Annotated in this window: 11 protein-coding genes; 8 read left to right on the top strand and 3 right to left on the bottom strand. The window is 70.9% G+C overall.

Going from position 1 to position 12776, the window contains the following annotated elements; translation table 11 throughout:
* The first annotated feature begins 104 nt into the window (after positions 1 to 104).
* A complete protein-coding gene (locus VFZ92_RS23605) occupies positions 105 to 578 on the top strand; it encodes an LppU/SCO3897 family protein (protein WP_330878191.1) in 474 nt (157 codons plus the stop codon).
* Positions 579 to 656: 78 nt separating this feature from the next.
* Positions 657 to 1475 carry an LppU/SCO3897 family protein gene (locus VFZ92_RS23600; protein ID WP_330878190.1) on the top strand — a complete coding sequence of 273 codons (819 nt, stop codon included), beginning with the start codon at positions 657 to 659 and terminating at the stop codon, positions 1473 to 1475.
* Between the two features lie 211 nt (positions 1476 to 1686).
* On the opposite strand, the gene VFZ92_RS23595 is transcribed toward VFZ92_RS23600, so the two are convergent.
* Positions 1687 to 2676 carry an ABC transporter substrate-binding protein gene (locus tag VFZ92_RS23595; RefSeq protein WP_330878189.1) on the bottom strand — a complete coding sequence of 330 codons (990 nt, stop codon included), beginning with the start codon at positions 2674 to 2676 and terminating at the stop codon, positions 1687 to 1689.
* Positions 2677 to 3194: 518 nt separating this feature from the next.
* On the opposite strand from VFZ92_RS23595, the gene VFZ92_RS23590 reads away from it, so the two are divergent.
* Genes VFZ92_RS23590 through VFZ92_RS23575 form a run of 4 tightly spaced genes read left to right on the top strand, consistent with a single transcriptional unit; the run spans position 3195 to position 8269 of the window.
* On the top strand, positions 3195 to 6455 hold the full coding sequence (locus tag VFZ92_RS23590) for a nitrate- and nitrite sensing domain-containing protein (protein WP_330878188.1): 3261 nt from the start codon (positions 3195 to 3197) through the stop codon (positions 6453 to 6455).
* Positions 6452 to 6871 (top strand): roadblock/LC7 domain-containing protein, encoded by a 420-nt coding sequence (locus VFZ92_RS23585; protein ID WP_106185427.1) that lies wholly within the window; start codon positions 6452 to 6454, stop codon positions 6869 to 6871. The genes VFZ92_RS23590 and VFZ92_RS23585 overlap by 4 nt, the downstream gene beginning before the upstream one ends.
* 29 nt (positions 6872 to 6900) lie before the next feature.
* Positions 6901 to 7683 (top strand): DUF742 domain-containing protein, encoded by a 783-nt coding sequence (locus VFZ92_RS23580; RefSeq protein WP_259624405.1) that lies wholly within the window; start codon positions 6901 to 6903, stop codon positions 7681 to 7683.
* Entirely contained in the window at positions 7664 to 8269 is a 606-nt protein-coding gene (locus tag VFZ92_RS23575) for a GTP-binding protein (RefSeq protein WP_106185428.1), read from the top strand. Before VFZ92_RS23580 ends, VFZ92_RS23575 begins: the two co-directional genes overlap by 20 nt.
* Before the next feature lie 108 nt (positions 8270 to 8377).
* Here VFZ92_RS23575 and VFZ92_RS23570 read toward each other — a convergent pair whose 3' ends face one another.
* Entirely contained in the window at positions 8378 to 8611 is a 234-nt protein-coding gene (locus VFZ92_RS23570; protein WP_330878187.1) for a hypothetical protein, read from the bottom strand.
* A 129-nt stretch (positions 8612 to 8740) separates the two neighbouring features.
* A complete protein-coding gene (locus VFZ92_RS23565; protein WP_330878186.1) occupies positions 8741 to 10996 on the bottom strand; it encodes a helicase-associated domain-containing protein in 2256 nt (751 codons plus the stop codon).
* Between the two features lie 72 nt (positions 10997 to 11068).
* On the opposite strand from VFZ92_RS23565, the gene VFZ92_RS23560 reads away from it, so the two are divergent.
* Both VFZ92_RS23560 and VFZ92_RS23555 read left to right on the top strand, forming a co-directional pair.
* A complete protein-coding gene (locus tag VFZ92_RS23560; RefSeq protein WP_330878185.1) occupies positions 11069 to 11254 on the top strand; it encodes a hypothetical protein in 186 nt (61 codons plus the stop codon).
* 119 nt (positions 11255 to 11373) lie between these two features.
* Positions 11374 to 12765, top strand: a complete 1392-nt coding sequence (locus tag VFZ92_RS23555; protein WP_330878184.1) for an NAD-dependent malic enzyme — start codon at positions 11374 to 11376, stop codon at positions 12763 to 12765.
* The last annotated feature ends 11 nt before the right edge of the window (positions 12766 to 12776 follow it).

Below are 12776 nucleotides of genomic sequence, written 5' to 3'. Positions count from 1 at the left end.
ATGTGGGCAATTCTGCCCACATGGTGGTAGGAGTCCACCGAGTTTTTGCCACTTTTCGGTGAATACTGTCAACCCGCCGGGCGTCCGTGCCGATGCCCAGCATCATGCGCAAGATCGTCACCGGCCTCGGTGTGGCCGCCCTCGTCCTGCTCGGCGCCTACGCCCTCGGCCTGTTCGACACCGAGGAGCCGCCGGTGTCGCCGGTGGCGGTCGGCCAGTGCGCCAGCGTCTCCCGCGCGGCGAACGAGCCCCGCTTCACGGCCCTGGACTGCGGTTCCGACCAGGCGAACGTCAAGGTCGCGAAGGTCGTGGCCCAGACCGGTGAGGGCTGCCCGACCGGCGGCGCCACCTACTCGACGTTCACCTCCACCGTCACCCTCTGCCTCGTGCCGAACCTCGTCGAGGGCTCCTGCTACGGCCAGGACCGCGCCTCCGGGCTGCTCAAGGTGCCGTGCGGCACGGCCCAGTCGGTCAAGGTCGCGAAGGTCCTCGGCGGCGGCGCGAACTGCGGGGAGCAGCGCGCCGTGGTCTACCCGGAACCCGCTGTGACCTTCTGCCTCGCCGAGGGCGGCGCCTGACAACGATGTGGTCACTTCGCTGCGCCCACCGGGGCCGCCGGCTACGTTTCGGCCTCCCGCGAAGCGAGAGGACCACCCGTGAGCACGCCCGACTACCCGCCGCCCGCAGGCCCGAACGGCCCGCCGCCGGGCGGCCCGGTCCCGCCTCCGTACGGGGCACCGCAGCCGCCGCACGGCCGGCAGGGCCCGCAGCAGGGGTGGCCGCAGCAGCAGCCGACCCCGCAGGGCTGGGCGCAGCAGCAGCCGACCCCGCAGGGCTGGGCGCCGCCGCAGCCCCCTCCTGGCCAGCCCCACGGCGCCCAGCCCGTTCCGGGCCAGCTCCACGGCGCCCAGCCCGCGTTCGGCTGGCAGCCGCCCCCGGTGAAGAAGGGCAGCGGCAAGGTCAAGCTGGTCCTGACCCTGGTCGTGGTGGCGGCGCTGGCCGTCGGCGGCTACTTCCTGAACAAGAGCGCCCCCGCCAGCGCGAAGCCCGGCGACTGCATCAACATCGTCTCGGCCAGCATCACCGACCCGAAGATCGAGAAGGTCGAGTGCGGCGCGCCGAACGCCTCGTACAAGGTCGCGAAGAACCTGGACAGCGCCTCGGACGACTGCCCGGCGGGCGACTACGGCTCGTACTCCGAGAGCGGACGGCGCGGCAGCGGCTTCACCCTCTGCCTGATGCTGAACGCCGCCGAGGGCGACTGCTTCAAGACCGAGGGCAGCTTCGTGGCCGGCAAGACCACCAAGGTCACCTGCGACGCGTCGGCCGACTTCACGGTCTCGAAGGTCGTGACCGGCAGCACCGACAAGGCGGCCTGCGGGTCGGACGGCAACGAGCTGGTCTACTCCGAGCCCGCGACCACGCTGTGCCGGGTGGCGGCCGACGGGTCGGGCACCGGCGCCGCGGGCGGCTGACGGCGGCCGGAGGGCCGTCGGGTCTGGACCACTGGACGTCGCGGTGGCCGGAAATGTGGGTTTCCACCCCAGCGCCAGGGAGCGGGTACCGCCGATCGGGCGGAGTTGGCGCTGGGCCGATCCAGCGACGGGCCTTGACGTCACCAGGCGAAAGGGAAACGGGGCGGTCACCCAAGGTGACCGCCCCGTTCCGTCTGGCTGGCTGGCTCGCCTAGCTCGTGGTGCCCGGTGGCAGCAGCTGCTGCACGTCGAGCCTGCCCGGCAGCACGTCCTCGGTGTCCATCATGTCCGCGACCCGTTGGAGGCGGATCGGGTTGAGCGACAGAGGGAAGGTGCCGACCGAGACCAGCGCCGCGGTCTGCTGGTCGACGTCGACGTAGCTGCTCAGGACGTCCTGGACGGTCAGCTTGTTGTTCGACGCGGCCTGCTGCGCGTCGCGCAGGACCGAGCGGAACAGGGCCAGCGTCTTGGGGTTGCCGTCCGCGAACTTCTTGCTGGAGGCGTACCCGGACATCGGGAAGTCCTTGGTCGGACCGATCGCGGTGTCGGTCACGACCCTGGCGCCGATGTCGCGCTGGGCCTTCGTGATGAACGGCTCGGTCATCCACGCCGCGTCGACGGTCTTCGACTGCATGGCCGTGACCATCTGGTCGAACGGGAACTCGCGGAACGCGATGCCCTGCTTCTCGACACCCGCGGTGTCCAGCACGGCCCTGGTGGTCAGGGCGCCGATGTCGTCGTCGTTGACCACGGCGATCCGCGGCTTGGCGATCTTCGCGGGACCGTCGTAGGCCGGGTCCGTCGTGACCAGCGCCATCGAGTTGGCGCCCGCCTGGTAGGCCTCGCCCTGGAGCTGGAGCTGGGTGCCCTCGGCGACCTTGCGGAACAGGGTCACGTGGCTCGCCCAGGTGATGTCCAGCGTGGTGTCGAGCTGCTTGATGCCCTCGTCCTCGCTGGTCTGGGGCACGAGCTGGACCTGGAGCCCCGCCTTGTCGAACAGCTTCTCGTTGATCGCGATGCGGAGCGGGGCGACGTCCACGACCGGCATGACGCCGATGCGGAGCGTGTTGCGCTCGATGTCGGTGGCGCCGTCGTCGCCGCCGCCGGGCAGCAGGCTGCACCCGGCCGTGGTGGAGACGACGGTCAGGGCACACGCGACCAGCGCTGCCGCACGTCGCAGAACATGCGCTCGGGTAGGCATGGCACCTCTCGCCTGTTGACTCGATGAGTCGAGTGATCAGTGTTCGTCGTCACGCGCCGGTACGGACCATCAGCTCACCGGGGATGGTGGCGCAGAGGCAGCTAGGTATCGACGTTCGGGGATGTTAACCACCCGGACGTATGAAGCGACAGCCCAACTCGATACGGTGCGTGCACCTAGAGGCTTCCATGAAGTAGGGGCAGACCATTACGCTGCCGGCCGGGTGGTACAGGTTCTGGCGGGCCGTCGGGTTCCTGGAGCACAATGGTGCGCTTGGTCGGCGCTAGGGTTCCTGTACTGCATTTTGCCCGATTTTGCGAGTCCATACTTCGGTCCTGGGGAGAGGCCGGGGACACTGCTGCCGGAAGAGGAAGCCCAGGGTGGCCCGACGAGAGAGAGGTCCCAGCCAGTCCGGCGCGGGGACCGCACCGCACTCCGGTAGGCCCGAAACGGGTGACGGACTGGCTGCGCTACGAGATGCAACTGTGACCGAATCGACGGGATCTGGAAAAACCGACGTGCCGCAGAACAGCGCAACAGATGCGCAGAGCGCTCGTACGTCGAGCCTGAGGCTGCGCAACTGGCGCCTCCGCACCAAGCTGTTCGCCGTCCTGCTCATCCCGACCATCTGCGCGCTCGCGCTGGGTGGCCTCCGGGTGCAGGCGGACCTTCAGAGCGCGACCGAGTTCAACCAGCTGGCCAACGAGGTCCAGCTCGAGAGCTCCGTCGCGGACCTCGTGCAGCAGCTCCAGCGCGAGCGCGACCTGAGCGTGAGCCACGTGGCGTCTGGCAAGCAGATCGACCGCGTGGTGCTCGACCGGCAGCTGCGCCGGGTGAACGACAACTCGGACGCGCTCCAGACCAAGATCACTGAACTGAGCGGCGACCTCGAGCCCGCCGTGGCGGACCGCTTCCGCCGCGCGGCCGAGCAGCTCAAGCGCCTCAACAGCCTCCGCAACGCCGTGCGCGACACCGCGTACCCCTCGGAGGCCGTCCTGCGCACCTACTCCGAGTCGGTGGAGAGCCTCCTCGACCTCGGCGAACAGGCCATCGCGGGCATCAACGACCCCGACCTGGTGCGGTTGCACCTGGCGACCAACGCCATCGCGCGCATCAAGGAGCAGGAGTCCCGCAAGCGCGGCATCCTGCTCGACACCTTCCAGCGCGGCGACTTCCCCGCGAGCCAGCAGCGGCTGCTCCTGGCGGCGAACGCGGAGCTCGAAGCCGCTCGCAACGACTTCCGCAAGTCCGCCTCCGCCGACCAGGCGAAGATCTACGACGACACGGTCACGGGTCTGATCGTCGACACGGCGAACGACATGCAGGAGTCGGCGCTGAACCTGGCGGCGGCCAACCAGAGCCTCCAGTCGCTGAGCCCGGAGCGGTGGGACATCGCGTCCACCCTGACGGTCAACCTGACCCGCGACGTGGAGAACCTGCTCCTCGAACAGCTCCAGAACCGCACGGACGAGCTGACCGGCTCGGCCCGCGCCGACGCGTTCCGCGACTCGGGCCTCGTGCTCGCCGCACTGCTGCTCGCGCTGGCCATGGCCCTCTTCGTCGCCCGCTCGATCCTCAACCCGCTGCGCATCCTGCGCCGCACCGCCCTCGCGGTGGCCGACCACGGTCTGCCCGAGGCGGTCGAGAGGATCCTCGCCGACCCGAACCCGCAGCTCGCGGCGCAGAACGCCATCGCGCCCGTGCCGATCGCGACGCGGGAGGAGGTCGGCCAGGTGGCGCGCGCCTTCGACGCGGTGCACGGCGAGGCGGTCCGCCTGGCGGCCCAGCAGGCCCTGCTGCGCGACAACGTCAACGCGATGTTCGTCAACCTGTCCCGCCGCTCGCAGGCGCTGGTCGAACGCCAGCTGAACCTGATCGACCGGCTGGAGCAGGACGAGCAGGACCCGGACCAGCTCGCCAGCCTGTTCGAGCTCGACCACCTCGCGACCCGCATGCGCCGCAACTCGGAGAACCTCCTGGTCCTCTCCGGCACGGACCTCTCGCGCCGCCTCACCCGGCCCGTCCCCGCGGCCGAGGTGCTGGGCGCGGCGGTGTCCGAGGTCGAGCAGTACGCGAGGGTCCAGGTCGGGCAGACCCCGGAGCTCACGGTCCAGGGCCGCGCGGTCAACGACCTCGTGCACCTGATCGCCGAGCTGCTGGACAACGCCACCGCGTTCTCCGATCCTGTGACAAAGGTTACGGTCCGGACCGCCCGCACCCGCAAGGGTGAACTGGCGATCGAGATCCAGGACCGCGGCGTGGGCATGGCCGAGCAGGACATCATCGACGCCAACGAGCGCCTGGCCGACCCGCCGGACGTCGACGTCGCCGTGTCCCGCCGGATGGGCCTGTACGTGGTCGCCCGGCTGGCCAAGCGCCACGACATCAAGGTCCGCCTGCGGGTCAACGAGGACATCGAGGGCGGCACCACCGCGCTCGTCGTCGTCCCCGGCACGCTCGTCGCGCAGCCCGGCCAGTCGCCCGCCCCGATGGGCGGACCGACCGAGTCCCTCACGGACTTCAACCCGGCCCAGCGCGCCAGCGGCATCGCCGGTGCGTTCAGCGGCTCGCCCCGCTTCGACGACGACGGTGGCGGCTTCCCGTCGCAGGGCGGCGCGGGCGAGACCGGGTACCACTCGTCCGGCAGCCTCACGAACACCGGCGACTTCCCGTCGCAGGAGTTCGGCTCGACCGGCGGCTTCGCGCAGCCGGACGTGAACGTGCCGGTCAGCTTCGTGCGGGGCGAGTCCGTCCCCGAGCCCAACGCGGTGCCCGCGTTCGGCGTCACGAGGCCGGAGGAGGACTCCAACGTCTGGCTGCCCCTGTCGGGCGACCGGACGCCCGCGGAGAAGGTGTGGCCCGAGCACGCCAACGCCCACGACCCCGGTCCCTCCACCGGTGAGCTGACCCTGTTCACCGCCTACGAGGACCGCCACGAGGACGCCTCGGCGCCCATCCAGGCGGGCTTCGAGACGACCCGCTTCGAGCCCGTGGTGCCCCGCGCCGCGGTGGCGGAGCCCGAGCCGGAGCGGCGCAACGGCAACACGCCCGCGCGCAAGGAGGTCGACCACGACCTCGACGCCCCGACCGAGCGCCTGCCGATCTACGAGGCGGTCCTGTCGCAGTGGTTCCAGGCTGTCGGCAGCGAGACCTCGGCGGCCAAGGCGCAAGCCGTGCCCGCCGTGGAGCACGAACCGGTGAGGACCCCGGAGCCCGAGCCCGCGGTCGTGGAGCGCGAGGAAGTGGCGCTGCCGACCCGCAAGCCGAAACCCGTTCCCGCGGTGGCTCCCACCACCACCGAGGTTTCCGTACCCTCAAGGCTCGACGGTTTGTCGGCTTCGGGTCTTCCGAAGCGGGCGCCGCGAACCGAAGCCGCACCCGTCCCCGAACCGGAGCCGGTGGCCGAGGTCGAGGTCGAGCAGGCAGAGGAGCAGGAGGCCCCACGGATGCAGGCGGAACCGACCGCCGAAAGCGCCTGGCAGTCCCCGGCCGATGAAGGCTGGACCGCTGCCCAGGCACTGCTCAGCAAGACGCCAGACGCCAAGACACAAGCGGGGTTGCCCAAGCGGGTGCCCAAGGCTCAGCTTGTGCCGGGGTCAGCCGCGCCGAAGATCCCCTCGGCGCAGCAATCGCAGCGACCCCCGCTGCCACCACGGTCGCCTGACGCGATCCGTGGACGGATGTCGAGTCTTCAGCAGGGCGTCCGACGAGGGCGACACGCGTTGATCGACGCTTACGCTGGTGACCAGTCGAGCCGGCAAGACGAGGAGCAGGAGTGACGACCGCAGCTCAGCCAGGCAGCTTTGGTTGGCTAATCACCGACTTCGTGCGCCGGGTACCCGGTGTTGCGCACGCCGTTGTCGTGTCGGCGGACGGGCTTCTGCTCGCCGGCTCGCAGGGCTTGCCACGGGACAGGGCCGAACAGCTTTCGGCGGTGGCATCCGGTCTGGTCAGCCTCACCGCAGGTGCGGCTCGCTGCTTCGAGGCCGGTGGCGTGAACCAGACCGTGGTCGAGATGGAACGGGGTTACCTGTTCCTGATGTCCATCAGCGACGGGTCGTGCCTCGCCGTACTCGCCGCGCCCAACTGCGACATCGGTCTCGTCGCGTACGAGATGACCCTGCTGGTCGAGAGAGTCGGCCAGCAACTCACCCCGGAGCTGCGCGCTCAGCTCCAGGGCGTGGTAAGGCGGTAGACCTCATGAGAGTGTGGGGGTGAGCGGAGATGGCTGAGAGATCGGGCGCCCACGGTCGTCGCTTCGGTAGCGGTTTCAACTACCAGGAGTGGGCGGTCGGGGGCTTCCAGTTCTCGGATCCGGACGCCGCCGACCCCGCGCCGGATGATGAGGAAGCCGATGGAGTGGTTGCACCGAGCGTCAAGCCGGTCGTCCGCCGCAAGCGCGGCCGACCGAAACGCGAGAGCGCGGAGATCGATGGCACAGGGCAGGGGCTAGACGACATGTCTCAGCGTGAGGTTGACGATTCGTCGTACGACTACGACGACGTGCCGAACCGTTTCGACATCGACGGGTACGGAAGTGGTCTGTTCGGAGGACCGGGCGCTGATCTCTTCGGTGCCCACAACCTCCCTGACAGCGTTCCGGAACAACTCCCGTACACGACCGGCCAGCAGCCGATCGTGAGACGGGAGGAGAACCCGGCGGCAGAATCGGGATCACTGGTCCGTCCGTACACCCGGACCGGTGGGCGCACGAGGCCGGACTACGATCTGGCCATCGAGGCACTGGTGTCCACCAGTGACCGCGGGCTGGAACGTGACGCGGCGGTGCTACCGGAACACCGGTCGATTTGCGGGATTTGCACGGACACCCGGTCCGTGGCCGAAGTCGCCGCACACCTCCGACTGCCGTTGGGCGTCGTGCGGGTGCTGATCGGTGACATGGCCAGCATGGGTTTGGTTTTGATTCACCAGGGTGGTCTGGTCGTGGGAGACCGACCTTCCATTGACTTCCTTGAGAGGGTGCTCAGTGGGCTTCGCAGGCTCTAGTCCCCAGGGCGCCGAGGGCGCACGGAAGCCGACGACCTCCGCGAAGATCGTGGTCGCGGGTGGCTTCGGCGTGGGCAAGACGACCTTCGTCGGCTCGGTGTCCGAGATCGTGCCGTTGACCACCGAGGCGGTGATGACCGAAGCCAGCGCGGGTGTGGACGACCTGTCGGCGACGCCGAACAAGGTCACCACCACCGTCGCGATGGACTTCGGCCGCGTCTCCCTGGACAGCGACCTGATCCTGTACCTGTTCGGTACGCCGGGTCAGCACCGGTTCTGGTTCATGTGGGACGACCTGGTCCGTGGTGCCATCGGCGCCATCGTCCTGGTCGACACCCGGAGGTTGGCCGACGCGTTCGCGTCGATCGACTTCTTCGACGACCGGCAGCTGCCGTACGTCGTCGGTGTGAACTGCTTCGACGGGTTGCTGCACCACCGCATCGAAGACGTGCGGGAGGCGCTGACGATCGATCAGTCCGTGCCGATAGTGACTTGCGACGCGCGCAACCGGCAGTCGACCAAGCAGACGTTGATCACGCTGGTCGAGCACGCCATGCGCCAGTGGATGTCCGTCCGCGCAGGCTGATCACGACGCTGTACCGGGCCTGGTCCGGCCTCCCCCCGTCCGGGGAGACCGCACCAGGCCTTCGGCGCACGCGGTGAACGCCGGTGCGGGTCGTGTCGTACCGAGTGGTCAGCGGCCATAGCCCTCCAGGTCGGATCGGGCGGCGTCCACTGCCGCGGGCCCGGCCGGTGGCGGCGGAGGAACGGCCACCTCCGGCACCGGTTGGATGGTGTCGGCCGACCTCGGCGCCCCGTGGGTCCACGCGTCACCCGAGTTCGCCCAGGTGTTCAGCGCGCCCGCCAGGACGACCGCCAGGACCGCGGCCGCGGAGGTGGCCCTCCGCACCCACCCGTGTTCGGTCATGGGCTGCTCCTTCGCCGGTGCGGCGCGGTGGTGCGCGCCGCTCCTCGACGGTAAGCCGCTCCGAAATCCCCATCGGGTGCACCGCTTCCCCGACCGGGTCTCACCCTCCGTGAAGGCGCACCGGCCGGGTCAGTCCTCGACGAGCGCTGCCGACGTGATGCGGTGCAGCGGGAACCGGCGGACCTCGCCGTAGCTGAGGTCGTAGCCCTCCAGGACACCGCCGCCGACGATCTGCGGCTTGATCACGCGGGTTGCCGCCGTGCCGTGCGAGTCGACCAGGTCGACCAGGACGCTGCGGCCCTCCCTCGCGGCCCGCTGGAGCAGGTCCACCGTGGCCGAGGGGCCGTTGCCGTGGTTCGCGGGCACCGTGACGCGCTCGCCCCGCTGGGTCGACCTCGCCCGGTCACCCGCCTTGACCAGGCGCACCAGCTCCACGAGCTGCTCCTCGCTCGGCGTCGGCACGTGGACCGGGCGCCGGGAGGTGCGGGCCTTGCCGGGGATGCGACGTCCGCCCACCCGCAGATCCAGCACCCGCCCGTCGGGGCCCTCGGCGGCGGGGGCGAACCCGGCCCCGCGCAGGCCGTCCAGCACGTCGCCCAGGGGCAGGGGGCTGACGAGGACGGTCGGGGCGATCTTGCGCAGCTCCAGCGCGTCCGCCACGGGGTGCGCCAGGACCTCGGTGAGCAGCACCGGGTCGTCGCAGCGCAGGAACGAGCCCGCGGCACCGCCGCGCAGCCTGCCGTGCTTGCGGGCGGCGTCGTCGATCAGGTAGGTCAGCGACTGCGGGATCGGGGTCCGCGAGCCCCTGCGGAACAGCTCGTGCAGGTCCGACGCGGTCTTGCCCGCGTCGAACGCGCGGCGCACCGAGCTGTCGCCGACCCGGTAGACGGTCGCGCCGCCCGCCGACTCGACGTCGGCCACCAGCGCCAGGTCGTCGGCCAGCTCCGGTTCCAGCCTGCCGGGGGCGATCACGGTCAGGTCGGCCTGCACCAGGAAGTGGTCGACCGGGGTGGGCAGCGAGTCCGTGAGCTGCTTCGACGCCAGCGCCGGGCCCTCGGTGAGCAGCACCCTGCCCGCGCTGGTGATGGCGCCCCGCGACAGCACGGCCAGCGCGGTGCCCTCGGACAGCGTCCAGCGGACCAGTTCGTCGCGCAGCCTGCCGCCGCGGCGCGGCGCCCGCCACGCCAGCACGGCCGCCAGCTCGCCCGCGTCGGCGATCGTCGTGCCGGGGGCCAGCCCGGCCAGCGCCTCCAGGACCCGGCGGCGGTCGCGCGGGGCGCCGGGGCGGTTCAGCTCGGCCGACAGCGGGTTGAGCAGCCGCTCCTTCTCGTCCCGCTGCCCGATGAGGCCGGGCAGCCGGGGGAGGTCGAGCCACGCCTGGGCCAGCGTCGACCAGCGGGCCTCGGGCGTCGCGGTCAGCCACGAGTCCGCCAGCGCCGTCGGCACCCACTCCGGGTCGACGCCCTCGCTGTCGGCGATCAGGCCGGCGGACACGGCCACCTCGATCAGCAGCGCCGCGCGGGTCTCGTCGACCTCCAGGTCCTTGGCGATCCGGCGCATCTCCCGGACCCCGAGGCCACCGGTGCGCAGCACCGACGGCGGGTCCTCCGACCACGCGCCGACCAGGGACTCGGTGTGCCGCAGCAGCTCCATCGCCTCGCCGCCGCCCGTCTCGTCCACGACGGACGCGTCCAGCGCGGTCGTGCGCAGCGGGGGTTCGGTGACCTGGAGCCTGCCGAGCGGCCTGGCGCCGCGCACGGCGAGGCCCACCTCGCGCGGCAGCTCCACGGTCTTGCCGTCGCGGCGGATCAGCAGACCCCTGGCGAGCAGCTTCTGGATCGGCGTCCGGGCCTGGGCCAGCGGCACCACGAGGGCCGCGTCCTTGGTCTGGCCGATCGGCGGGCCGTCGGCCAGCGTCCCGAGCACCCGGCGCTCGTCGTCGCCCAGGTCGGAGAGGTCCGGGTCCGCCAGTTCCGGCACCGACCTGCCGAGCCCGCACGGGAACGCGGCGACCGCGTCCCGGCTGGCGGGCGGCGTCGAGAGGGCGTCGTCGGGCCCCCACAGCAGGGCTCGGGCGCGCAGCAGCGCGACCGTCTGCTTGAGCGGCCGGGCCTTGACCTCCTTGCCCAGGAGCGCCGCCAGCTCGGGCAGTGCGACGGGGTGCTGGTCGGCGTCGAGCACGAGCAGCGCTTCGAGGACGGTCAGCGTGAACGTGTCCAGGTCCTCGCACGCCCGCGACACCGACGCGCGGGTCGCGATCCGGGCGGCCAGCACGGCCGTGTCGGCGGGGACGGGGGTCGCCAGGTCCGGCCGGGCGCGCAGCAGCGCCACGAGCACGGTGTCGTCCTGTGCGCGCAGCCAGTCGGCCAGAGTGGTGCCGGACATCTGCACCACGGTATATGTGCGCCGCTCCATCGGGCACACTTGTCCCGACGTAGGCATCACCGAGGAGGAACCGTGGCGAAGGCCGCACGCCCTGAGCGCATTGACCCGCACTGGCCCGTCGTGCCCGAGGGCGAGCACGTGGTCAGCGAACTCGCCAGCGACAGCCAGGGCGCGCAGTCGCCCTTCGGGCACATGCCCTTCCCCCTGGCGCCCGAGGAGCTGCCGTACCGGCACCCGGTGACCGAGATCAACAGGTAGTCCCGGCGAGGGCCGCCGCTCCGGACGGCGGCGGCCCGTTCGTCGAGTCGCGCGAGTTCCGTAATTGGTTGGCGACTACCCTCGACCCCCGCGTGGGCAGTACTGATGTGGGAGGTTCGATGCCGGTCCCCGGCCCTGGTTACTCGATCACCGTTCGACTGGAGGCACCCCCGTCGGCGAGCGCCGCGGGTGACCTGACCAGCGCGGTTGGCCACGCGGGCGGTGTGATCACCGCGTTCGACGTCGTGGAGTCGCACGGCGACCGCGTCGTCATCGACCTCACGTGCAACGCCCTCTCGGCGAACCACGCGAAGGACATCACCGACACGCTGGAGACGCTGCCCGGCATCGTCGTCCGCAAGGTGTCCGACCGCACGTTCCTGGTGCACCTCGGCGGCAAGATCGAGGTCACGTCGAAGGTGCCGCTGCGCAACCGCGACGACCTCTCCCGCGCCTACACGCCGGGCGTCGCCCGCGTGTGCCAGGCCATCGCGGAGAACCCCGAGGACGCGCGCCGCCTCACCATCAAGCGCAACACCGTGGCCGTCGTCACCGACGGGTCCGCCGTGCTCGGCCTCGGCAACATCGGCCCGGCCGCCGCCCTGCCCGTGATGGAGGGCAAGGCCGCGCTGTTCAAGAAGTTCGCGGGCGTCGACGCCTGGCCGATCTGCCTCGACACGCAGGACACCGAGGAGATCATCCGCACGGTGCAGATCCTCGCGCCGGTCTACGGCGGCATCAACCTGGAGGACATCGCCGCGCCCCGCTGCTTCGAGATCGAGGCCCGGCTGCGCGAGATGCTCGACATCCCGGTGTTCCACGACGACCAGCACGGCACCGCCATCGTGGTCGTCGCCGCGCTGCGCAACGCGCTCCGCGTGGTCGCCAAGGACATCAAGGACTGCAAGATCGTCGTGTGCGGCGCGGGCGCGGCGGGTTCCGCGATCATCCGCCTGCTGCTCCAGCAGACGCCCGGCGACGTGATCGCCGTGGACGTCGACGGCATCGTGCACCGCGACCGCGGGAACATGGACAGCAACCTCAAGTCCATCGCCGAGCGGACGAACAAGAAGAACCTGAAGGGCCGCCTGCACGACGCGCTCGTCGAGGCGGACGTCTTCATCGGCGTCTCGGCGCCCAACCTGTTCGGCGCCGAGCAGGTCGCGACGATGAACTCCGACGCCATCGTGTTCGCGCTGGCCAACCCGGATCCGGAGATCGACCCGATGGAGGCGCAGAAGCACGCCGCCGTCGTGGCCACCGGGCGCAGCGACTTCCCGAACCAGATCAACAACGTGCTGGCGTTCCCCGGCGTGTTCCGCGGCCTGCTCGACGCGCACGCCAGGACCATCACCGACGCGATGCTGCTGGCCGCCGCCAACGCCATCGCCGACGTCGTGTCGCCGGACCAGTTGAACGCCTCGTTCATCGTGCCCAGCGTGTTCGACGCCACGGTCGCGGGCGCCGTCGCGGAAGCGGTCCGGAAGGAAGCGGCCGCCGCGAAGGTCTAGGAATAAGGTCG

Origin of the sequence: Umezawaea sp., from assembly GCF_036375055.1 — a bacterium.
Lineage (GTDB): Bacteria > Actinomycetota > Actinomycetes > Mycobacteriales > Pseudonocardiaceae > Umezawaea.
The sequence above is the reverse complement of the archived record's forward strand: the minus strand, read 5'-3'. Positions and strand labels throughout refer to the sequence as shown.

Excerpts from the sequence above, each read along its gene's own strand:
- VFZ92_RS23605 (WP_330878191.1), top strand. The coding sequence starts at position 105 with ATGCGCAAGATCGTCACCGGCCTCGGTGTGGCCGCCCTCGTCCTGCTC.
- VFZ92_RS23595 (WP_330878189.1), bottom strand. The coding sequence starts at position 2,676 with ATGCCTACCCGAGCGCATGTTCTGCGACGTGCGGCAGCGCTGGTCGCG.
- VFZ92_RS23580 (WP_259624405.1), top strand. The coding sequence starts at position 6,901 with ATGGCTGAGAGATCGGGCGCCCACGGTCGTCGCTTCGGTAGCGGTTTC.
- VFZ92_RS23570 (WP_330878187.1), bottom strand. The coding sequence starts at position 8,611 with ATGACCGAACACGGGTGGGTGCGGAGGGCCACCTCCGCGGCCGCGGTC.
- VFZ92_RS23565 (WP_330878186.1), bottom strand. The coding sequence starts at position 10,996 with ATGTCCGGCACCACTCTGGCCGACTGGCTGCGCGCACAGGACGACACC.
- VFZ92_RS23555 (WP_330878184.1), top strand. The coding sequence starts at position 11,374 with ATGCCGGTCCCCGGCCCTGGTTACTCGATCACCGTTCGACTGGAGGCA.